The following is a 20,356-nucleotide window of genomic DNA, read 5'->3' as shown; positions in this document are numbered from 1 at the left end:
AGGGAAAAGGCCGGCGACGCGAATGACCGCATCGCCGGCGAGATGGCGGAAGGGGATCAGCCGCCAACGGTTGCCTTGCGGGCCTCGATGATCGGGGCGTAGAAGTCGGTGTTGACTTCGGTAAAGGACTGGAAGTCGCCGCCCTCGATGGCTGCGAAGCAGGACGGATCGGACTTCGGCAGATCCATCATGAACTGCTTGAACTTGGCCTTCATCTCGTCGTTCAGCGAGGTGCGCACCACGAGCGGGCCGTTCGGGATCATCGGCGAGCGCCACAGCTCGACCAGGTCGTCCATGTTCAGGATGCCCTTGTCGACCATCTTCTTCAGGTTGCCCGAGGTGTAGCCGGTCTTGAACTCGCCGACGCCCGAACCGAAGGTGGTGCCCGCGTCGAAGGTGCCCTTCAGCACTTCGAGAACGAGGTTTTCATGGCCGCCGCCGAAACCGGTTTCGGCGAAGAATTCCTTCACCGGCATGCCGATGTCCTTCGGCAGCGAGACGAGGGGCACGAGATAGCCGGAGGTGCTGTCCGGATCGGCGAAGCCAAGCTTCTTGCCCTTCAGGTCCTCGAGCTTGGTGATGCCGCTATCCTTGCGGGCGACCATGATCGAGTAGTAGCCCTTGGAGCCGTCGGTCTGCACGGTGGTCAGGATCGGCTGAACGGCGTCCTGCTTGGCGAGGTAGATCTTGGCAAAACCGGACGCACCGAGTTCGGCGAAGTCGAGCGTGCCGCCGAGCAGGCCCTGGATCACGCCGTCATAATCGGCTGCCGGAAACAGCGAGACCTTTTCGACGCCCAGAACGGCCGGGAGCTTCTCGACCAGGCACTGGTGGTTGCGCAGGCGGTCGGCTTCGTTCTCGCCGCCGATCAGGCCGATGCGGAACTCCTTCAGGTCTTCCGCATGGGCTGCGCCCATGAGCGACAGCAGCGCGACGGTGCTGAACAGGATCTTCTTCATGACAATAGTCTCCCTCGTCCGGTCCTTGCCGGATCATTGCGTGGCAGATGAAGCGGGTGCCCTTGACGCGGGCTGACGATCCGGGCCGTCAGAGGCCCGCGAGTACCAGCGGTTGGAGGCTGGCGGATGGGGTGGCAGGGCGCGCGAGGGCGGCCTGTCTTTCGGGAAGGGCGGTGGAGGTCATCGTCTCGTCGATTGCCTGCTCCGTTCCGTAGATCGTGGCGACGGCCTGGCCGTCGAGATGTTCAGCGGCGCCATCGAACACGACCCTGCCTTCAGCCATGCCCACGATGCGCTGGCAATAGGTGCGCGCGGTATCGAGCGTGTGCAGGTTGACAATCACCGTGATGCCCTCCCGTTCATTGATGTCGCGCAGCGCATCCATGACGATCTTCGCATTCAGCGGATCAAGCGAGGCGATCGGCTCGTCCGCAAGAAGAACCTTCGGGCGCTGCATCAGGGCGCGGGCAATCGCCACGCGCTGCTGCTGGCCGCCGGACAGGGTGCCGGCAGGCTGCAGCGCCACCTGCTCGATGCCGAGGCGCTCCAGGGCGGCAATGGCTTCGATCCGCTCCTCGCGGCTGAAAAGGCCGAGTACATTCATCACGGTGGAGCGTTCGTTGAGGCGACCGAGCAGAACGTTGGTCAGCACGTCCAGGCGCGGCACGAGGTTGAACTGCTGAAAGATCATGGCGCAGTCCCGCTGCCATGCCCGCAGACCGGCGCCACGCAGCGCGGTGACGTCGATGTCGCCGTAGCGGATGGAGCCAGAAGTGGACTTCGCCAACCGGTTCAGCATGCGCAGAAGAGTGGACTTGCCGGCGCCGGAGCGGCCGATCACGCCCACCATCTGCCCCTCGGGAATGGTGAGGCTGACATTGTTGACCGCGAGCTTGCGGCCGAACTGGCAGGTGACGTCACGGAGCTGGAACATGGGTTATCCCCCTTTTGCGGCTCTACCGGATGCTGAGCGCATACCGTTCATTGGCATGGTCATTGACTTAAAGCAGGTTCATGAAGGGCAGATGTCAGTTTCGAGTCGGTTTTGTTGCATTGTGAACGTTTCACTTTAACTTTAGAAAATAACTATTATTCACTGTATTTATTCAGGAATGCCTCGGCGGACATGTCCCGAAAATCGGGCAGCGCTGCGCGCAACCTGTCATGATCCCAATCCCACCAGGCGAGTGCCTGGAAAGCATCCGCCGTCTTCCGGTCGAAACGCTCGCGGATAGGCTTTGCCGGCACGCCGCCGACGATGGTGTAAGGCGCGACATCGCGCGACACGACGGCGCCAGCGCCGATCACCGCGCCGTCACCGACCGTGACGCCGGGGAGGACCGTCACGCCATGGCCGATCCAGACGTCATGGCCGATGATCACGCGGCTCTCCCGCCGCCAGGCGAAGAAGTCCGTCTCGTTCTCTTCCTCCGCCCAGTAGTCACCGGCGCGGTAGGTGAAGTGGTGCAACGTTGGGCGCCAGGTCGGGTGATTGGTGGCGTTGAGGCGTACCGAAGAGGCGATGTTGGCGAACTTGCCGATGGTGGAGCACCAGACCGAACCATCCTGCATGATGTAGGAGTAATCCCCGATCTCCGCTTCGCTGATGCGGCAGCGCTCTGCCACTTCCGTGTAGCGGCCGAGGCGCACGTCATGGAGTTCGGCAGTGGGATGAATAAGCGGCTTTTCGGACAGCTTGGTCATGCGGCCATCTCCCTTGCGGAAAAGGCAGATACATCCAGGATCTCGTCCGCCACGGCATCGCGGACTTCCTCGTCGTGGAAGATGCCGAGAAGAGCGGTTCCTGCATTCTTCTTCTCGCGGATCATCTCCACCACGACCTGCCGGTTGCGGGCGTCGAGCGATGCCGTGGGCTCGTCGAGAAGCAGCACGGTGTGATCGGTGATGAAGCCGCGGGCGATGTTGACGCGCTGCTGTTCGCCACCCGAGAAGGTGGCGGGCGGAAGTGCCCAGAGCGTTTCCGGCAGGTTGAGGCGAGCGAGCAGCGTCGCCGCCCTGTCTCGTGCCTGATCGGTGGCAGCGCCGCGGGCCACCAGCGGCTCGGCGACCACATCCAGCGCGCTGACGCGAGGAACGACGCGAAGGAATTGGCTGACATATCCGAGGGTTTCACGACGAACTTCAAGTACGGTGCGAGGATCGGCCGTCGCGAGATCGACCGGCGCGCCGCAGTGGAGAATGCGGATTTCGCCGCTGTCCACGCCGTAATTGCCATAGAGCATCTTGAGAATGGAGCTCTTGCCGACGCCGGAGGGGCCGCCGAGCACGACGCATTTCCCGGCCGGGACCGAGAAGGATACGTTGCGGACGACATCCAGCCGGATGCCGTCGCGCAGATGCATGGTGAAGCTTTTCGCCACGCGGGAAACTTCGAGGGGGTGGGGCATGGCATCAGACCTGCAGGATGGAGGAGACGAGAAGCTGGGTGTAGGGCTCGCGCGGATCGTCGAGCACGCGGTCCGTCAGGCCCTGCTCGATGACATGGCCGTCCTTCATCACCATCATCCGGTGCGAGAGCAGCCGGGCGACGGCGAGGTCATGGGTGACGACGATGGCCGACAGGCCGAGATCGTGCACGAGGCCTCTGACGAGATCGAGGAGGCGCGCCTGCACGGACACATCGAGGCCGCCGGTCGGTTCGTCCATGAAGACGAGCCGGGGGCCGGTGATGAGGTTGCGGGCAATCTGCAGGCGCTGGCGCATGCCGCCGGAAAAGGCGCGCGGCTGGTCGTCGATGCGGGTCGGCGAAATCTCTACCCGCGACAGCCAGTCGGAAGCAGCCTCGCGGATCTCGCCGTAACGCCGGTGCCCGATGGCCATCAGCCGCTCGCCCACATTGGCGCCGGCGGAAACCGTCATCCGCAGCCCGTCCGCCGGGTTCTGGTGGACGAAGCCCCAGTCGGTGCGCATCAGGAAGCGCCGCTCGGCCTCGGTGAGGCGCGAAAGCTCGCGATAGGCGCCGTCGCGCATATGGTATTCGACGGAACCGGAGGTGGCTTCTAGCCGGGTGGAAAGGCAGGAGAGCAGCGTCGTCTTGCCGGAGCCGGACTCCCCGACGATGGCAAGCACTTCACCTGGCCAGAGATCGAAGCTGACATCCGCGCAGCCGATGCGCGCGCCATACATCTTCGTCAGGCCGTTCACTTTCAGAAGCGGTTCGACGCTCATTCCGCAGCCTCCTTCAGGGGCACGCCCTGATCGCCGAGGAAGCCTTGCGCACGGCGGTCCTCGCAATAATCCGTATCGGAGCAGACGAACATGCGTCCGCCCCGGTCATCGAGCACCACTTCGTCCAGATAGACGCCTTCCGCGCCGCAAAGCGCGCAGGGCTTCTCGAAGCTCTGGACGGTGAAGGGGTGATCGTCGAAATCGAGGCTCACCACATCGGTGAAGGGCGGCAGCGCATAAATGCGCTTCTCGCGGCCCGCGCCGAAAAGCTGGAGCGCCTCCGACATGTGCATCTTCGGATTGTCGAATTTCGGCGTGGGCGAGGGATCCATCACGTAGCGGCCCTCCACCTTGACCGGATAGGCATAGGTGGTGGCGATATGGCCGTTGCGGGCGATGTCCTCATAGAGCTTCACATGCATGAGGCCATATTCTGAGAGCGCGTGCATCTTGCGGGTCTCGGTCTCGCGCGGCTCGAGGAAGCGCAGGGGTTCCGGGATCGGCACCTGGTAGACGAGCACCTGTCCCTCGGTCAGCTTCTCCTCGGGAATGCGGTGGCGGGTCTGGATGATCGTCGCCTCCTTCGTCCGTGTGGTAACCTCCACATTGGCGACCTTCTGGAAGAAGGCGCGGATGGAGACGGCATTCGTCGTGTCGTCGGCCCCCTGGTCTATGACCTTCAGCACGTCGGAGGGTCCGAGGATCGCCGCCGTCACCTGCACGCCGCCGGTTCCCCAGCCATAGGGCATGGGCATCTCGCGGGAGGCGAAGGGCACCTGATAGCCGGGAATGGCAATTGCCTTCAGGATGGCGCGGCGGATCATCCGCTTGGTCTGCTCATCCAGATAGGCGAAGTTATAGGTCGCAAGGCCGCTCATTCGGCTGCCTCCTTCTGTTCGCTTTGGGTGTTTGCGGGTGCCAAGCCCTGCTCGGCGCGCATGCGCCGGACGAGGTCGAGCTCGGCCTGGAAGTCCACATAGTGGGGAAGCTTCAGGTGCTCGACGAAGCCGGTCGCCTGCACATTGTCGGAATGGGCGATGACGAATTCCTCGTCCTGCGCGGGGGCAACGATATCCTCGCCGAATTCTTCCGCCCGAAGCGCCCGGTCGACCAGCGACATGGCCATGGCCTTTCGCTCGCTTTGGCCGAAGACCAGTCCATAGCCGCGGGTAAACTGCGGCGGCTGGGTGGCCGAGCCCTTGAACTGGTTGACGCTCTGGCATTCGGTGAGACGAACCTCGCCGAGCGGCACGCTGAAGCCCAGTTCCGGCAGGTCCATTTCCACCTCCACCATGCCGATCCGAATTTCCCCGGCAAAGGGATGGGTGCGGGCATAGCCGCGCTGGGTGGAATAGGCGAGCGCCAGCAGGAAGCCTTCGTCGCCGCGGGCGAGCGCCTGAAGGCGGGTGTCGCGGGTCATGGGGAAATCGAGCGGCGTGCGGGTGATGTCGCCCGGCTCGTGTTCGTCTTCCATGCTGCTGTCCGGTTCGATCAGGCCTTCGCCGTTCAGAATGTCGGTCACGCGGCTGGTGTTTTCGGGCGAGGGCGTCCGGGTCAGCGGCGTCTCCACGGCCTCATCCGTTTGAAGTGCGGGGTCGAGGAGGCGGTGGGTGTAGTCGAAGGTGGGCCCGAGCAGCTGGCCGCCAGGCAGGTCCTTGTAGGTGGCCGAAACCCGGCGCTCGATCCGCATCGCGCCCGTATCGACGGGCTCACTGTAGCCGAAGCGGGGCAGCGTGGTGCGGTAGGCGCGCAGCAGGAAGATCGCCTCGATCATGTCGCCGCGCGACTGCTTGATGGCGAGGGCGGCAAGCGAGGGATCGTAAAGCGAGGCTTCCGCCATGACCCGATCGACGGCAAGCGAGAGCTGGCTTTCGATCTGGTCGATCCCGATGGCGCGAATGGCGCGGTCGCCGCGGCGGCGGTCTGCGAGAAGGCGGTGGGCATTGGCAATGGCGGCTTCACCGCCCTTGACGGCTACATACATGGCTCATGCCTCCCTGGCTTGAAGACGGGTGGTGCGCGGCAGGCAGAGAAGGCGCGTGCCCTCCACCAGCACGAGATCGATCCCGCGCGGGAAGAGCGTGCCGTTCTCCCGCCAGCGGGCGAGGAAATCGGCGGGCAGCCCCTTCGGGGCAATCACGGCGCTCTCGCGGATGCCCGGCCCACGGGCGGTGAGCTGGGGGCCACCTTCCAGCGCTTCGACCTCGATAATGAGGGTCACCGACCGGTCCGGATATTCGTCGCTGCCGATCGGGAAGCCCTCGAAGGCGGGAAAGGCGTCAGCGCAGGTGAAGAATGCAAAAGACGCATCGAAGGCGGTATCAGCCATGGGCGCGCCTGTCTGGAAGGCGAGCCAGGCCGGGAAAGCGGAGGCGCGGAGGCTTTCACCAAGCGTAAAGGGCGTGTCGTGATCGACCAGCGTCAGCGCCAGCGCCGCCATGGCGGAGGGCACGCCGCCCGGAGCGCTCGGCGTTCCATCCGTTTCCTTGATGCGGCCGGGATTGGCCATGCCGTCCATGACGGCGCGGAAGGCTGCCTGTCCCTGAAGTACGGGATCGGCAAAGCCGCCGGTGAAAATGCTCGTATCCTGCATCGCTCAATCCTCCCCGCGGACCATGGTGAAAAAATCGACCCGGGTGGCGGCGGTCTCTTCCGCCTGCCGCGCTGCCTCGGTGGCAACCCGCTCTTCAACCGCGCGGAGAAGCGCAGAAATCGCCGCCTCGTGCCGGCCGGCTTCGGCAAGCGCGTCGGCAATGGCCGAGAGTCGCGTGGCTTCGCGATCCGTGCCGAGGCGCTGGCCGTGGCCGATCTCGCCGGTGGCGAGGCGCACGGTTGCGCGCGTCACCGTTGCTTCGCCGAGATTGAAGGCATTGCCGCCGCCGCCGATCCGTCCGCGCAGCATCACGAGTCCCGTTTCAGGCCCGCGCACTGCCTGCGCCTCCACGCCGAGGGGCTCGAGATGGGCCTTTAGCTCCGTAAGACTGGCCCTTGCCAAAAGCCCCATGCGCACCGCCCTTTCCGGGCGGGCGGGAGCATCCTTTTCCATCATGGCACCCATTTTCGCCTTCCTGAAATGTCTATTTATGTAGACAACCATACAAGTTGATTATAGGATTAATCGGGAGAGATGACAGGGAAATGACATGGGGCCGAAAACCGCTTCCGGAAATCTGCTCGAGCGCCGGGCCGGGGTCGCACTCTGGCGGCAGATCGCCGACCGCATCCGGCAGGCCATCAATATCGGCGAGTTCGGTGACAGCGGCATGATGCCGCCTGAAATGCAGCTTGCGGAGCGCTTCGGCGTCAACCGGCACACGGTCCGCAGCGCTCTTGCAGCCCTTGCATCCGAAGGGCTGGTGCAGGCGGTGCAGGGCAGGGGCACGATGATCCTGCGGCGGGACCGGCTGAGTTATCCCATCGGCAAGCGCACCCGCTTTTCCGAAGGGTTGCAGGGGCAGGCGGAACGCATTGCCTTCCAGTGCCTTGGCCATGGCAGGACGGTTGCCGGTGCAGAGATCGCCGAGGCGCTCGACATTCCGCCGGGGACCGAGTGCATCACCCTCGAAACCCTGGGCGGCGCGGACGGCATTCCGCTTTCCCGGGCCAGCCATGTCTTTCCGGGACCAGACTTCGCCGCCATTCCCGCGCATTTCGAGCGCTTCGGATCGATCACCCGAGCGCTGGCAGAAGTGGGAATCGCCGATTACACGCGGCTCTCCACCGACGTCATCGCCCGGCACGCGCTCCCGGACGAAGTGGCGGAGCTTAAGCTTTCCCCCGGCGCCATCCTTCTGGAAACGGTCGCGGTCAACGCGGATGGGGAGGGGCGACGCATACAGTATTCCCGCACCCGCTTTGCCGCGGATCGCATCAAGCTCAGGATCGAAAGCTGACGGCTGCCGCCATACGGCGCGGAAAAGCGGCGCGAATACTTGACTCAAATACTCATGTAAAATAGATCGGCTTTACCGCCCGATGGCGCTCCAGTCACCTGCCCAGCCAGCCACCTCGCACAAGCGACCAGCCAGCCCGGCCTTTTCTCACCGAAAGGAACGATCATGGCTGCCCGGTATTCGAAGCCAGCCCTTCTCGCCTGCACTGCCCTTGCCCTTCTTTTCTCTGCCGGCCTTGCCGCCGCAGAGGAGACCGAGAAGGCAAAACCCGCCGAAGAACAGAGGGATGACGGCTATCTGACCCCCATCATCCTGAAGGGTGGCGATGGCGATGCCTATGGCAGCACGCAGCCGAAAAGCCATGTCTCGGCTGACGAGATCGAGCAGTTCGGCGGCAAGAACCTGGACGACGTGCTCCGCGCCACGCCCGGCACCTTTACCCGCGACAACGTGCAGAACCCCGGCATTGCGGTGAACATCCGGGGGCTCGAAGGCTCCGGCCGTGTCAACATGATGATCGACGGAGTCCGGCAGAACTTCCGCTTCACCGGCCACGAGGCGCAGGGCTTTGCCTATGTGGACCCCGCTTTCCTCGGCGGCATCGACATCACGCGCGGTTATGGCGGGGGCACCGGCTCCGGCAACAGCCTGGCGGGCTCGGTCAACTTCAAGACCTTTGATGCGGCGGATCTGATCCAGGACGGCAAGACATGGGGCGGCTTTGCCACCGCCACCTATGGCACCAACCGCGCAGGCTGGTCTGAAGCGCTCATCGGCGCCGTTCGACCCAACGACGCGATTGCCATCACCGGCGGCCTTTCCAGGCGCAATCCCGGCAATTACCGTAATGGCGATGGCGATGTCGTCGGCGGAACCGAGCAGGATGTCCTGAACGGCCTCTTCAAGGTGGAACTTACCCCGTCCGACGCCCATAACCTCAAGCTCACGGGCAATCTCTTCCACGACGACTTCCTCGCCAACTCCTATTACCAGACGATCGATGCGCGCAACTATGCGCTGAACTATGCCTACACCCCTGGTGACGACCTGATCGATTTCCGCGCCAATGCCTATCTCAGCGATGTGACGATGGAGTACGACTACAGCCCGATCTTCCCCGGTGGCGGCAGCGCGCAGGGCCGTAACATCTCCAACCGAGGCACGGGCTTCGACCTGTCCAACACCTCCCGTTTCGATCTGGGTGAGGTCGCGGTATCTTCGAATTATGGTGTGGAGTTCTTCCAGGACGACTACGACGTGGTGAACAGCCGCAGCATCGCGGATCGCGGCGTGAACGGTTCCGGCAAGAACCAGACGACCAGCGTCTTTTCCAACACCACATTCTCCTACGGCATCACCGACTTCAGCATCGGGCTGCGCTATGACAGCTTCCACCTGGCGGGCGAGGGATCCGTGGGTGCGGGAAGCCCGGTTGGCCTTCCTGCGGGCCCGTACAGCGTCGATCGCAGCGAGGGCCGGCTGAACCCGAGTGCGACGCTTGCGCTTCGGCCCCTCGACTGGTTCCAGCCCTATGTAACCTATGCCGAGACCTCGCGCGGGCCGACGATAAACGAGGTGTTCATGGGCGGCAGCCATCCCTCCAGCGGGGTCCGGCAGTCCTTCTTCCCCAACCCCTTCCTGGAGCCTGAAACCTCGCGCGGCTGGGAAGTGGGCGCGAATTTCATCCTCGACGGCGTGCTTTCGGAATCGGACAGCCTGCGCTTCAAGGCCAACTACTTCCGTAACCGGATCGAAAACTACATCACTGCGGCCTTTACCCCGACGGGCGGAGCCTATTTCCGGAACAACCCCGGTGAATCGACCGTGCAGGGCGTGGAGCTTCAGGCGGCCTATGACAATGGCGATTATTTCGCCAGCGCTGCCTACACCTATACCGACAGCCATCTGCCGTCGCAGGTCAATGGACTCGGAGCGCAATCCTACGTGCCGGACCACGTCTTCTCCGCCACGCTGGGCGCGCGCTTCCTGGAGGATCAGGCGCTCACGCTCGGTACGCGGCTTTATGCCGTGTCCGAAAGCTATATCGGCGAGCTTAACGCTGCTCCCGGCAAGGAACCCTTCGAACCCGGCTACGGCCTGGTCGATCTCTTCGCGAACTACAAGTTCCGGAACGGATTCGAGGTATCCGCCAATGTCGTGAACCTGTTCGACGAGACCTATACGCCCGCGCTCAGCACGCCGCCCGGCGGCTCCTCCATCGATACGGGCCGCGGCCGCACATTCCTCCTGACGGCAAAGGCAACCTTCTGAGCCGTCGTTCACCGACAAGACGAGAAAGGCCCGCTGCGAGGCGGGCCTTTCCATATGCTGGCTTTCCGGCTTGAAATCAGAACGAGCGCTGGAAGCGGACAATGCCGCCCCACAGATTGGCGCCGCTCATCTTTTCCATGTAGGCGACCTCGGGCGTGATGGTGAAGCCGGATGCGAGCTTCACGCCAACGCCGGCAGCTGCCGCGAACTCTTCCTTTTCGTCATAGGAGAGCTGCAGGTTCAGCGTCGCCATGTCGGACATCTTGTACGAGCCGCCGCCCCAGATGGCCCAGTCGCCGTTCCAGTTGGCGTAGTAGTTCTTCACGTCGCCGGTATTGTAGGCACCCATCACGAACAGCGACAGGTTACCCACCTTGCCGTCGACACGGGCCTTGATGGCGCCTGCATCCGCGCCCTCGTCATAGGCGCCGATCAGGCCGACGGAGAAGCTGTCGGTCTTGTACTTCGCGCCGAGAACGGCATTGGGGATGTAGCCGTCGCCGGCACCATTGTCATCTTCAACACCGCCGACGATCGACAGATTGTCGGCCTTGAAGGTGTAGGTGATCATCTTGGCATTGTAGGGGCCATAGGGGATGAGATCGTCGTTCAGAACCGAGCCGGCCTTGCCGAGGAAGGTCACGAAGGTCGATTCGTCCTGGCCGATGTGGAAGCCGGCGAAATCGATGTAGGCCGCATAAAGCGACGTGGAGGTGGATGCCGCGTCGTTGTTGTTGAAGCGCACTTCGGCATAGGTCTTCAGCGCGCCATACTCGGTGTCGGCGGCAGTGGAGACCTTGAGCTGGGAACGCACGCGCTTGCTCCAGGCATCGCCGCGTCCATCGCCATCGGTGTCGAGGCCGAGGAGTTCGCCACCGCGCATGTCGTAGCGGATGTAACCTCCGATCTGAAGGCAGGTTTCCGTGCCGGGGATGTAGAAGTAGCCGGTGCCGAAGGCATCGCAAACCTTCACATACTCAGCCGGTTCCGGCTCGGCGGCGACAATCGCGTCGGCAGCCCATGCGCCATGGGCCGAGGTGACGACCAGCGCCGACCCGATGACAAGGTTTCTGATGTTCATGTTGTTTCTCCATGCGTCCAGAGATCTGGATGTGCTGTTCTTCTGCCGCCGCCAATGCGGTCGGGACCATGGACGCGCACCCGCTTGGGACCGGCTGCGCGCCGTGGCGGGTGGAGGGGTATTATGTGTCTGTATCAGTGTGATGAAAGATAAATGACATCGGACATTATCTGTCCGTTGCGCTTCCGCGTGACAGGGCCGCCGCAGCCCGCCCGGCGAAAAGCGCTGAAGTATCAGTCGCTTCTTTCTCGGTCTGACGCCGACATGCTGTCGGTCCAGTCGATGGACTGTGTCAGGCGACGCTTTGGGCTAGGACGAAGGGCACGCCCCGCTCCGGAACAGCATTCACCCGAAGCCGGCAGCCGTAGACCTTTTCCAGCACGGGATCGGTCATGACCTCGCGCACCGGACCGGTTGCGACGAGGCGTCCGTCGCGCATCAGCAGAAGATCGTCGGCAAAGAGCGCTGTCAGGTTCAGGTCATGCATCACCGCAACGACCGCGCCGCCCTTGCTGGCGAAATCGCGCGCAAGCGCCATGATCTCGAGCTGATGACGGATATCGAGGCTCGCCACCGGCTCGTCGAGAAGCAGGAGGCGCGGCGTGCCATCCGCGGCAACCGGCTCGGGGATCTGGCACAGCACCCGGGCGAGCTGGGCGCGTTGCTGTTCCCCGCCGGAGAGTTCCTGATAGTTGCGATGCGCAAAGCCCGACAGTCCCACGCGGTCAAGGGCACGGGCCACGTGCAGACCTGCGTCTTCGCGGCGGCCGCGAGCACCTGCTTCCAGCCCGAAGCCCACGATTTCGGCGACGGTGAAGGGAAAGGCCGATTCCGAGGATTGAGGAAGAACGCCCCTGCGAAGCGCAAGCACCGCCGGCGACTGGTTGCGAAGGGATGTCCCCCAGATGGAAAGCTCGCCGTCATAGCGGAGTTCACCGGCGAGCGTGCGAAGAAGGGTACTTTTTCCGGATCCATTCGGTCCGGCAATGGCGGTCAGCCGTCCGGCTTCGATGCCGATGCTCAGTCCTTTCAGGACGGGTCGCCCCGAGAGGCAAACGGTAAGGTCTCTTGCGTGAATCACGGGAAGTCTCCGGTCAAACGGCCAGTCGGGCGCGGTTCTTCAGCAGGATCCAGAAGAAGAACGGCCCGCCGGCAGCTGCGGTGAGGATGCCGATGGGAAGTTCCGCCGGCGCCACCACCGTGCGCGCCGCGCTGTCAGCCAGAACGAGCAGGGCACCGCCGACCAGACCGGATGCGGGCAGCAGTCTGCGGTGATCGGGGCCGAGAGCCAGACGAACCAGATGCGGGGCGACGATGCCGACGAACCCGATACCGCCGCTCAGCGCCACCGAAGCGCCGGTCGCTGCGGCGACACTGGCGATGGCCACGGTTTTCAGCTGTTGTAGGCGGATTCCCATGTGAAAGGCAGCGGCCTCGCCAAGGGCAAGCGCGTTCAGACCTCTTGCAAGAAAGGGCGCGACGAGCAGGGCAGGCATCGTCACGAGGAAGGCCGCGCCCAGCTTGGGCCAGCTCGTGGCGGCAAGCGAACCCATGCCCCAGAAGGTGAGGTCGCGCAGTTCGCGGTCGTCCGCAAAGAAAATGAGGAAGCCCGTTGCCGCGCCCGTCAGCGCTGCAAGCGCTATGCCGGACAGCAGAAGCATGGCGACCGAAGTTCGGCCGCCCTGTGTCGCGATGCGGTAAAGCAGCCATGTGCTGGCGAGGCCGCCGCCAAAGGCGGCGAGCGGCAGTGCGAATGGCCCCATGGCGCGGGTTACCGGCCCCAGCATCGTATCCCCGAGAATGATGACCAGAACGGCGCCGAGGCTTGCCCCCGCGGAAACGCCGGTCAGGCCCGGGTCCGCGAGAGGATTTCGGAAGAGGCCCTGCATTACCGCACCGGAAACGGCAAGCGAAACGCCGACGAGAAACCCCATAAGGACGCGCGGAAGCCGCAGCTCCAGCAGGATGATCCTGTCTTGCGCAAATGTTGCCGACGGCTCGCCGATGCCTATGAGGACCTTGATCAGCTCAAGCAGGGAGGCATCCGACGCGCCGACGGTTGCGCCGTAAAGGACGGTCGCCACGGCGAACACCGCGAGAGCGGGAAGGACGAAGCGCTTTGCGCCACGCCAGTCGCCCTCCGCAGGGCGACGAGCTTCCCCGACATTCAAGTCGCCGTCCATGGCGGTCATGAGCGTTCACCGTAAAGCGCGGCCGAGAGTTCGCGTATGGCCTGCGCCGTGCGCGGGCCGAAGCCGAGTAGGGTCAGGCCGTCCATCCTTATGATGGCGCCCGAGCGGACGGCGGGTGTATCCGCCATGGCGGGATTGGCACGAAGATCATCCGCAGCGGCGGCGTGGCTCGACCGTTCCATCATCAGAATCGCATCCGGCCGCGCCCGGCTGATCGCTTCGGGGGCAAGCGCCTTGTATCCCTTGAAGCCGCTCACTGCATTGTCGGCACCGGCGAGCTTCAGCATGGCATCCGCCGAGCTTCCGTCGCCGGCCGCGATGATCTTGCCGTCCGAAAGACTGAGGATGAACAGCACGCGTTTCCGATCCGCCGCCGGGCGGCTGGCCTCTTTCGTTGCAGCCTCAAGATCCGCCGCAACCTTGTCCGCGAGGGCCGCCGCCGCCTGCTCCTTGCCCAGCGCGCGCCCCACGGCTTCGATCTTGCGCTGGATTGCCTCGGCATCATGGCCTTCGGGAACCGTTTCCACCGGGATTCCCGACGCCTTCAGCGCTTGCAGCTGTTCCGGCGGGCCTGCGCCCTCGCTGAGAAGCACGGCGTCCGGTCGCGTGCCGAGCACGCCTTCGGCGGAGAGCGCGCGCATGTAGCCCGCATCAGACAGGCGTTTGGCCTCCGGAGGAAAGGTGCTGGTGCTGTCCCGGGCAACGAGCCGGTCGCCCTCGCCAAGGGCAAAGACGATCTCCGTCACATCGCCGCCGATCGAAACGATCCGCCGATAATCGGCTGCCTCGGCAGACAGGCCGGAGAGGGACGTCGCGGCCGCAAGGGCTGCGGACAGAAGAAGGGGTTTCATCGTTCTCTCCTCATGCCGCCATGGAACCGGAGCGTGGCAAGCCTTCGGCCAGGGCACGCCACGAGTTCAGCTCGCTCATGCCTTCCTTCCGCTTGCCGAAGAACTGGATCACCATTTCTCCGTCGCGATCATAGGCTTCGATGGAGGTGACATGACCGGTATCGGACGGCTTTCGGACGGCCCAGACTTCCGTGATGCGGTCCTCCCGCACATGCAGGTGGAAAGTCGGATCCATGACGTTGACCCATGGTCCCATCCGCTGAATGCCGGAGACCGTGCCGGTATGGATCTGGACGCAGCCGGGATTGGACACGAAGCACATGATTTCGACACCCGCGACGGCGGCTCTTTCCAGAAGGGTGGAGACCGCGTTGCGATCCAGCGACCAGGCGATGTCTTCTCCAACGGCGCGTATGGCGGCCTGCCGCCCTATCCTGAGGCGCTTGAGCATGCCGAAGAACTGATGCGGATCGGTCATCGCCTGCCATTCGCGGCGCAGGGCCTCACGGTCGACGGCCGCAAGTTCCGGCTCAGGCGCGTCTCCCGCAGCGGGAACGAACATCCGGTCCTGTTCGTCCAGGCGAAGCGCATCGACGAGCGAATCGAATGCCGCAATATCCGATGCAGGACGGAGATGGATCTTGAAAACCGCAACACCGGCTCCATCAAAGAACTGGAGGCTGCGCCTGGTGTCTCCCTGCACGTCCCGCGTGACCGCAAAGCCATGCTTCCACCGTGAACCGAAGATCCGCAGGTCGATGTTCTTGCCGAGTGTCATGGAAACCTGCCGTCCGGGATGAAGCTCCTCGAAGTGGCCGATCTTCTCATGCACTGCCGTTTCGTTGCGCGTCAGCACCATGACCTCGCCCAACGCCTTGACGTGGCCGAGAAGCGTTGCCGGATCCGCCGCAATCCGCGTGGCGCAGTGACCGACTTCCGCAGCAACAAGGGCGGCTTCGGGAACGCCGAGCTTGGCGGCAAGATCGCGCTCGCGCAGGTTTGCGCTCTCGGCGCGGGCGGCAAGAATGGTGTCTGGATGAAGCGTGGTCGCCATGGAGGTCCTCACTTGTTGAGTATGAGCTTGCCCTGCCGGGTGATCCGGAGGCGGTAGATGGAGTCACCGAAACGGATGGCGACTTCGGTGCGGCCCCTGAACAGGGCTGCACCGTCGATCAGCGGACGTCCCGGAGCCTCGCTGCAGATTTCACCGGCCACGGGGCTGGGGCCAGGGGAGATGCGGGCGTTTGCGTCGGCAGTCATCGCGGGGTCCTGAGCAGAAACATGACAATTAAAGTCAGGTATTTCACTGCAATAGATGAGTTTGCGAGTCAACTTTAAAAATTGCGATGCGAACAAGAGGTCATGCGTAAAATTTCGGGGGCGCTTGCACAACGGGAGCGGTAGTTGGGGAGCCTAAGCGAGCCATTCGCGATCTTTGCGTGTAACCCTGGCCAAAACCGGCCATCCACGAAAAATCCTTGCTCAAAACAGCGCCCCCGGAGGTAATAATAGATTAAAATTATAAGCGCATAGCTCGTCCATGCCTCTCGGAGAGGCCAGCCGATTCCGGCTCCCGGTCGATGATCTTCCGGCGCACCGCCCTGTTTCAGACCCCCCTGTACCGCAACCGGATTGCCGCAATGCACCTTCTCAATCGCATGACGATAACTGCCAAGATGACGCTGATTGCCGTTCTTGCCTGCCTCGGGCTGGGCGGACTGGTGACGACTTTCGTGGCCGGAGGCTATGTCAACTCCGTGTTCGAGACACGGTTTGACACCGTGTCGGATTTGCGCGCCCACGCAGCGGCGGTGAACCTTGCCCTCGTTTCGGCAAATGCGTCCATGAATGCCTTTCTGATCGACAAGCAAGAGGCGCAGTTCGCGGCAGCGCATAACCACCTCCAGAAAGGGGCCGAACTCGTCCAGGAGCTGTCCACCGCTGTCGACCCCGCGCTGAAGGCGAATGTCGATGCGCTTTCCGGCGCGCTGGCGGCCTATCAGCGCGACATGCAGGGAGCCGTCGATGCGGAAGTGGCCATGGGCCTCACGCCGGAGAAGGGCGCTCTCGGTCAGCTTCGTTCTGCGGTGCATGCAGTCGAATCGGATTTCAAGTCTCTCAGCCAGAAAGACCTTCAGATCGAATTGCTTCGGCTTCGCCGCAACGAGAAGGACTTTCTCATGCGCCGTACCGAGAAGTATTCGAGCCAGGTGATGGATTCCGTCACCGCCATCAAGAGCACGCCCGAAGCGGCCTTTGGCGGCGCGGAGAACAAGGCGCGCGCGGTCGAACACATCGACGCCTATGTGACCGCATTCAATGCCATCATCGAATGCATCAAGGCCGAGAAGACTGCCCGCGAGAACATGGACGCTGCCTATGCCACCTTCTCCGCCTCGTTCCAGTCCTTTGGCGAAGAGCTGGACAAGGTGGACGCCGCCGCGGTTGCCGCACGCGATCAGGCGGCCTTCTATGTCAACATCGTCGTTTTCGGCATGGCAGGCTTCCTTGCGGTCGCAACCGGCGTGATCGTGACGGCGCTCGGCCGCAACATTTCCCGGCCGATCAATACCCTGACGGACATCATGATGCGGCTTGCAAGCGGCGAGCGCGGCCTGACGGTTCCGGAAAGCGCCAACAAGGCGGAGATCGGCTCCATGTATGCCGCACTCGGCGTCTTCCGTCGTGCCCAGGACGAGCGCGACCAGATGCAGAAGGAGGCGGCTGAAATGGAGCTGCGCAATCGCGAGCAGATGTCGTCGGCTGCCGAACAGGCCACCGTCGATGCGCGCCGCGCCCTGATTGCAGCCGTCGAACCCGCCTTTGCGCGCCTGGCCGCCGGGGATCTGACGGTGCGGATCACCACAGCCTTCAACAACGACTTCGACATCATCCGCGAGCACTTCAACCGCACCGCTGCCGCGCTGGAGGAAACCATTCGCGCCGTTGCCGGCTCTGTCAGCCATCTGGACGCGGGCACCCGCGAAATCAGCCATGGTGCTGACGATCTCTCCCGCCGGACGGAGCAGCAGGCTGCCACGCTGGAAGAGACGGCGGCCGCACTCGATGAGATTACTGCCAATGTGACCAATGCTTCCCGCAGGGTGGAAGAGGCGAGGGTGGTCACCGCCAAGGCCAATGCAAGTACCCGCCATTCCGGGGAAATCGTGGCCAAGGCCGTCGACGCGATGGGGCGCATCGAAGGCTCCGCAAATCAGATCTCGAACATCATCGGCGTCATCGACGAGATTGCCTTCCAGACGAACCTGCTGGCGCTGAATGCCGGCGTGGAAGCCGCCCGCGCCGGCGAGGCCGGAAAGGGTTTCGCCGTCGTGGCACAGGAAGTGCGTGAACTGGCACAGCGTTCGGCCGGGGCGGCAAAGGAGATCAAGACACTCATCGAGACCTCCAACATCGAGGTCCGGGGCGGCGTTCAGTTCGTCAGGGAAACGGGCGAGGCGCTGAAGTCCATCGAGGACCTTATCGGTTCGGTGAACGCCCACATGGAAACCATCGCCACCTCCGCCAACGAGCAGTCGATCGGCCTGAAGGAAGTCAATACGGCCATGAACCAGATGGATCAGGTCACGCAGCAGAATGCCGCCATGGTGGAGGAAAACAACGCCGCGAGCGCCACGCTGGCAGCGGAAACGGAGCGTCTGCGCGACCTCATCGCCCGTTTCACGCTGTCCGATCATGCCCATCAGGCAGGACGGTATGCAGCCTGATGGCCCTGCCGGAACAAGTGCAAGACAAAAGGGCCTGCGGGCCCTTTTTCCGTCTCAGGCCCGGCAGGTATCTTGAAACAATGTTTGTTCATGATATGTTCATGCCCTCCCAAGAGGAAAGACATGATTGCCCGCCACAAGAGAAAGAACTTGCTGAACGATCGCGAACGCGCTGCGACCGTCGAGGCCGCCGCGCGGCTCCACCGTCACCTGAGGATTGACCTCACCAATCTTTCTCCGGCCTCCGAGGATTACACGGCGGTACACAGACTCGCAGACGCTGTGGTCGTCGCGATCAGATCACTGACGGGCGAAGATCCGGAATGGATGCGGCCAGCGCCGGCACATCTGCTTCCCGCTTCGGCGGAGAAGGCGGAGGCAGACGTTGCGGGCGCCTTCTCCCCGGGAGAGCAAGGCGCGCTCCGGCGACAGGCTTCATAGCGACAGAGATGGCCTCAGGCAGGCGCGGGGCGCCGATGGCATCCGCGGCTCTCGCAAACGCAACCGTACACTGCAGATTATCGGGGGATTTAATGATGGGTTGCGATTTCTGTAAAACAATGTTTGTAAATGCGGACCGGTCGCGCCGGCGGAAGCGCGTCGGCGATGCCATTGCCAACAGTCGACACGGTTATTGATGATTTCCCATTTCATCCGGATGTTCCTGGTTCCGCAGGCCTCGGCACTCTGCATTCGCCAGGGGGTAGAGGGCCCCGAAATCCTGCTGGTGACCAGCAAGACGACGGGCCGATGGACATTGCCCAAGGGCACGATCGAGGCCGGGGAAAGCGCGGACAGCGCCGCATTGCGCGAGGCCTTCGAAGAGGCCGGCGTGACAGGACAGGTGACCGCCCGCCCGCTTGGTCACTATCTCTATCGCAAAAGGGGCAGGCTCCGCCTGCGCCGAGTATCCGTTCACAGCATGCTGGTCGATCGGGAGTGGGATGAATTTCCGGAGGCCGGGGTGCGGAGCCGGCGCTGGATGCCGCTTGAAAAAGGATTGCCGCTTCTGAAGCGCCGGATCCGGAGGGTTGTCAGCCGCGCGCCTGCGGCTGACGACGGTGTTCTGTCAAATGCTCAGGCGCTCGCGTCTTCCCCAGCCATGGACAGGTCCGCGTAGCGGCGCGTAATGACGGGCAGTTCCTGGTCCAGCCAGTCTGCCATCTGCTCTTCTTCGCGGAGGTTTTGCTGAAGGATGGGCTTTGCCGCCCCGTAGCCTCCCATTTCAGCCATCGTCAGCAGCGACTTGTAGGCTGCGATTTCATAGTTCTCGAATGCGTAGGATGCGAGAGCGTTCTTGAGGATTTCGTCTTCGGCCAGCGTATGGCCAAGCGCCGCAACGGAGCCGCCGAACGACAGCGCAAGATCTTTCAGGGTCGAATTATCCTCGTTCAGGCTTTCGAGGATATCCTCCAGCCGAACGATCTGCCCTTCGGTCTCCGCAATGTGGGCCTTCAGCCGCTCCGCGACCTCTGGATAGCGGGCGATACGCTGGACCTGCGGCTTCATCAGCGACAGGGCCTGGTTTTCCATGGCGTGCGCGTTGCGCAGGCCTGTAACGAATATGTCCCGGAGGACGGTCTGGTCCTGCATGGTGATCTCCTCGTGAATGAGGCGGGGCCGAACCCCGCCTCTGATCGGTATTAGTGCTGGCCGCCCTTGCGGCCGGCTTCTGCAGCCCGCGCGGGATCGTTCTTGAAATTGCCACCGGAGGCCTGGCCTCCCTTGGAGGCGATCTCGCGTTGTTTCTCGCTGTCCATCGGCGCGAAGCCACGCTTGGAATTGTCACCGGAGGATTGGTTCTGTTGCTGGTTAGCCATTCGGTTGAACTCCTTTTGGTGTTGTTGCCCCGCCCTTACACAACGGCACAGCTCCAAAGGGGTTCCCCATAAAATTCAACAGCTTACCGCAGCGCGCCATTACTTCCGGACTGAATCGGCTTATCGCCTGACCGGTTCTCGTGTGAAAAAGGAGCCTTGGGAAGGCAAGCCGGACGCGGCGAGAGGCTCGGCAACGTTCCGATCTTTCAAATGCCACGACGGCGCGACGGCAGGGGTGCGCAAGACAGCAATCGTGTGACGGATCGAACATTGTAAAGGTGGTGAGCGCGCAGGGATTCGAACCCTGGACCTACTGATTAAAAGTCAGTTGCTCTACCGACTGAGCTACGCGCTCCCACGGATGGAGAGGGC

General features: G+C 63.2%; 22 protein-coding genes and 1 tRNA gene. 5 read left to right on the top strand and 18 right to left on the bottom strand.

All coding sequences use genetic code 11. The features are described from left to right. Positions 1-56: 56 nt before the first annotated feature. The 9 genes from phnD to phnG form a co-directional block, all read right to left on the bottom strand. Positions 57-959 carry a phosphonate ABC transporter substrate-binding protein gene (gene phnD, locus GGR23_RS10045; RefSeq protein ID WP_183366141.1) on the bottom strand — a complete coding sequence of 301 codons (903 nt, stop codon included), beginning with the start codon at positions 957-959 and terminating at the stop codon, positions 57-59. Between the two features lie 88 nt (positions 960-1,047). Beyond that, on the bottom strand, positions 1,048-1,893 hold the full coding sequence (phnC, locus tag GGR23_RS10040) for a phosphonate ABC transporter ATP-binding protein (RefSeq protein ID WP_183366140.1): 846 nt from the start codon (positions 1,891-1,893) through the stop codon (positions 1,048-1,050). Between the two features lie 155 nt (positions 1,894-2,048). Beyond that, entirely contained in the window at positions 2,049-2,663 is a 615-nt protein-coding gene (locus GGR23_RS10035) for a DapH/DapD/GlmU-related protein (protein WP_183366139.1), read from the bottom strand. Then, positions 2,660-3,367 carry a phosphonate C-P lyase system protein PhnL gene (gene phnL, locus GGR23_RS10030; RefSeq protein ID WP_183366138.1) on the bottom strand — a complete coding sequence of 236 codons (708 nt, stop codon included), beginning with the start codon at positions 3,365-3,367 and terminating at the stop codon, positions 2,660-2,662. The genes GGR23_RS10035 and phnL overlap by 4 nt, the downstream gene beginning before the upstream one ends. Positions 3,368-3,371: 4 nt before the next feature. Then, a complete protein-coding gene (gene phnK, locus GGR23_RS10025) occupies positions 3,372-4,148 on the bottom strand; it encodes a phosphonate C-P lyase system protein PhnK (protein WP_183366137.1) in 777 nt (258 codons plus the stop codon). After that, the gene (locus GGR23_RS10020) at positions 4,145-5,026 is read right to left on the bottom strand and encodes an alpha-D-ribose 1-methylphosphonate 5-phosphate C-P-lyase PhnJ (RefSeq protein ID WP_183366136.1); all 882 of its coding nucleotides are present in this window, start codon (positions 5,024-5,026) and stop codon (positions 4,145-4,147) included. Before GGR23_RS10020 ends, phnK begins: the two co-directional genes overlap by 4 nt. Beyond that, positions 5,023-6,132 carry a carbon-phosphorus lyase complex subunit gene (locus GGR23_RS10015; RefSeq protein ID WP_183366135.1) on the bottom strand — a complete coding sequence of 370 codons (1,110 nt, stop codon included), beginning with the start codon at positions 6,130-6,132 and terminating at the stop codon, positions 5,023-5,025. The genes GGR23_RS10020 and GGR23_RS10015 overlap by 4 nt, the downstream gene beginning before the upstream one ends. Positions 6,133-6,135: 3 nt before the next feature. Further along, positions 6,136-6,741: a phosphonate C-P lyase system protein PhnH gene (gene phnH, locus GGR23_RS10010; protein WP_183366134.1), complete on the bottom strand. Its 606-nt coding sequence runs from the start codon at positions 6,739-6,741 to the stop codon at positions 6,136-6,138. A 3-nt stretch (positions 6,742-6,744) separates the two neighbouring features. After that, a complete protein-coding gene (gene phnG, locus GGR23_RS10005) occupies positions 6,745-7,206 on the bottom strand; it encodes a phosphonate C-P lyase system protein PhnG (RefSeq protein ID WP_183366133.1) in 462 nt (153 codons plus the stop codon). An 85-nt stretch (positions 7,207-7,291) separates the two neighbouring features. On the opposite strand from phnG, the gene phnF reads away from it, so the two are divergent. Then, on the top strand, positions 7,292-8,041 hold the full coding sequence (gene phnF, locus GGR23_RS10000) for a phosphonate metabolism transcriptional regulator PhnF (protein WP_183366132.1): 750 nt from the start codon (positions 7,292-7,294) through the stop codon (positions 8,039-8,041). Between the two features lie 165 nt (positions 8,042-8,206). Further along, entirely contained in the window at positions 8,207-10,312 is a 2,106-nt protein-coding gene (locus GGR23_RS09995; RefSeq protein WP_183366131.1) for a TonB-dependent receptor domain-containing protein, read from the top strand. 76 nt (positions 10,313-10,388) lie between these two features. On the opposite strand, the gene GGR23_RS09990 is transcribed toward GGR23_RS09995, so the two are convergent. The 6 genes from GGR23_RS09990 to hemP all read right to left on the bottom strand — a co-directional run bounded on the left by GGR23_RS09990 (position 10,389) and on the right by hemP (position 15,696). Beyond that, positions 10,389-11,393 (bottom strand): porin, encoded by a 1,005-nt coding sequence (locus GGR23_RS09990; protein WP_183366130.1) that lies wholly within the window; start codon positions 11,391-11,393, stop codon positions 10,389-10,391. 292 nt (positions 11,394-11,685) lie between these two features. Next, a complete protein-coding gene (locus GGR23_RS09985; protein WP_183366129.1) occupies positions 11,686-12,474 on the bottom strand; it encodes a heme ABC transporter ATP-binding protein in 789 nt (262 codons plus the stop codon). A 13-nt stretch (positions 12,475-12,487) separates the two neighbouring features. Further along, entirely contained in the window at positions 12,488-13,585 is a 1,098-nt protein-coding gene (locus GGR23_RS09980) for a FecCD family ABC transporter permease (protein WP_183366128.1), read from the bottom strand. Then, complete coding sequence (locus GGR23_RS09975; protein WP_183366127.1) at positions 13,582-14,436, bottom strand: heme/hemin ABC transporter substrate-binding protein; 855 nt, start codon at positions 14,434-14,436, stop codon at positions 13,582-13,584. Before GGR23_RS09975 ends, GGR23_RS09980 begins: the two co-directional genes overlap by 4 nt. Before the next feature lie 10 nt (positions 14,437-14,446). Further along, positions 14,447-15,490 (bottom strand): hemin-degrading factor, encoded by a 1,044-nt coding sequence (locus tag GGR23_RS09970; protein ID WP_183366126.1) that lies wholly within the window; start codon positions 15,488-15,490, stop codon positions 14,447-14,449. Between the two features lie 8 nt (positions 15,491-15,498). Next, positions 15,499-15,696 (bottom strand): hemin uptake protein HemP, encoded by a 198-nt coding sequence (gene hemP, locus GGR23_RS09965; RefSeq protein ID WP_183366125.1) that lies wholly within the window; start codon positions 15,694-15,696, stop codon positions 15,499-15,501. Between the two features lie 380 nt (positions 15,697-16,076). On the opposite strand from hemP, the gene GGR23_RS09960 reads away from it, so the two are divergent. The 3 genes from GGR23_RS09960 (at position 16,077) to GGR23_RS09950 (ending at position 19,284) form a co-directional block, all read left to right on the top strand. Next, the gene (locus GGR23_RS09960; protein WP_246365188.1) at positions 16,077-18,164 is read left to right on the top strand and encodes a methyl-accepting chemotaxis protein; all 2,088 of its coding nucleotides are present in this window, start codon (positions 16,077-16,079) and stop codon (positions 18,162-18,164) included. Between the two features lie 150 nt (positions 18,165-18,314). After that, positions 18,315-18,605, top strand: a complete 291-nt coding sequence (locus tag GGR23_RS09955; protein ID WP_183366124.1) for a hypothetical protein — start codon at positions 18,315-18,317, stop codon at positions 18,603-18,605. A gap of 196 nt (positions 18,606-18,801) precedes the next feature. Next, complete coding sequence (locus tag GGR23_RS09950; protein WP_183366123.1) at positions 18,802-19,284, top strand: NUDIX hydrolase; 483 nt, start codon at positions 18,802-18,804, stop codon at positions 19,282-19,284. Here the strand turns inward: GGR23_RS09950 and GGR23_RS09945 are convergent. The 3 genes from GGR23_RS09945 to GGR23_RS09935 form a co-directional block, all read right to left on the bottom strand. Further along, positions 19,242-19,757 (bottom strand): ferritin-like domain-containing protein, encoded by a 516-nt coding sequence (locus tag GGR23_RS09945; RefSeq protein WP_183366122.1) that lies wholly within the window; start codon positions 19,755-19,757, stop codon positions 19,242-19,244. The two genes, GGR23_RS09950 and GGR23_RS09945, sit on opposite strands and share 43 nt — an antisense overlap. A gap of 50 nt (positions 19,758-19,807) precedes the next feature. Continuing rightward, positions 19,808-19,984, bottom strand: a complete 177-nt coding sequence (locus tag GGR23_RS09940) for a con-10 family general stress protein (RefSeq protein WP_183366121.1) — start codon at positions 19,982-19,984, stop codon at positions 19,808-19,810. A gap of 279 nt (positions 19,985-20,263) precedes the next feature. Further along, positions 20,264-20,339, bottom strand: a tRNA-Lys gene (locus GGR23_RS09935). Positions 20,340-20,356: the final 17 nt, after the last annotated feature.

It is taken from the genome of Gellertiella hungarica (assembly GCF_014197145.1).
GTDB classification, from domain to species: domain Bacteria; phylum Pseudomonadota; class Alphaproteobacteria; order Rhizobiales; family Rhizobiaceae; genus Gellertiella; species Gellertiella hungarica.
This window is presented reverse-complemented; position numbering and strand designations above follow the sequence as displayed.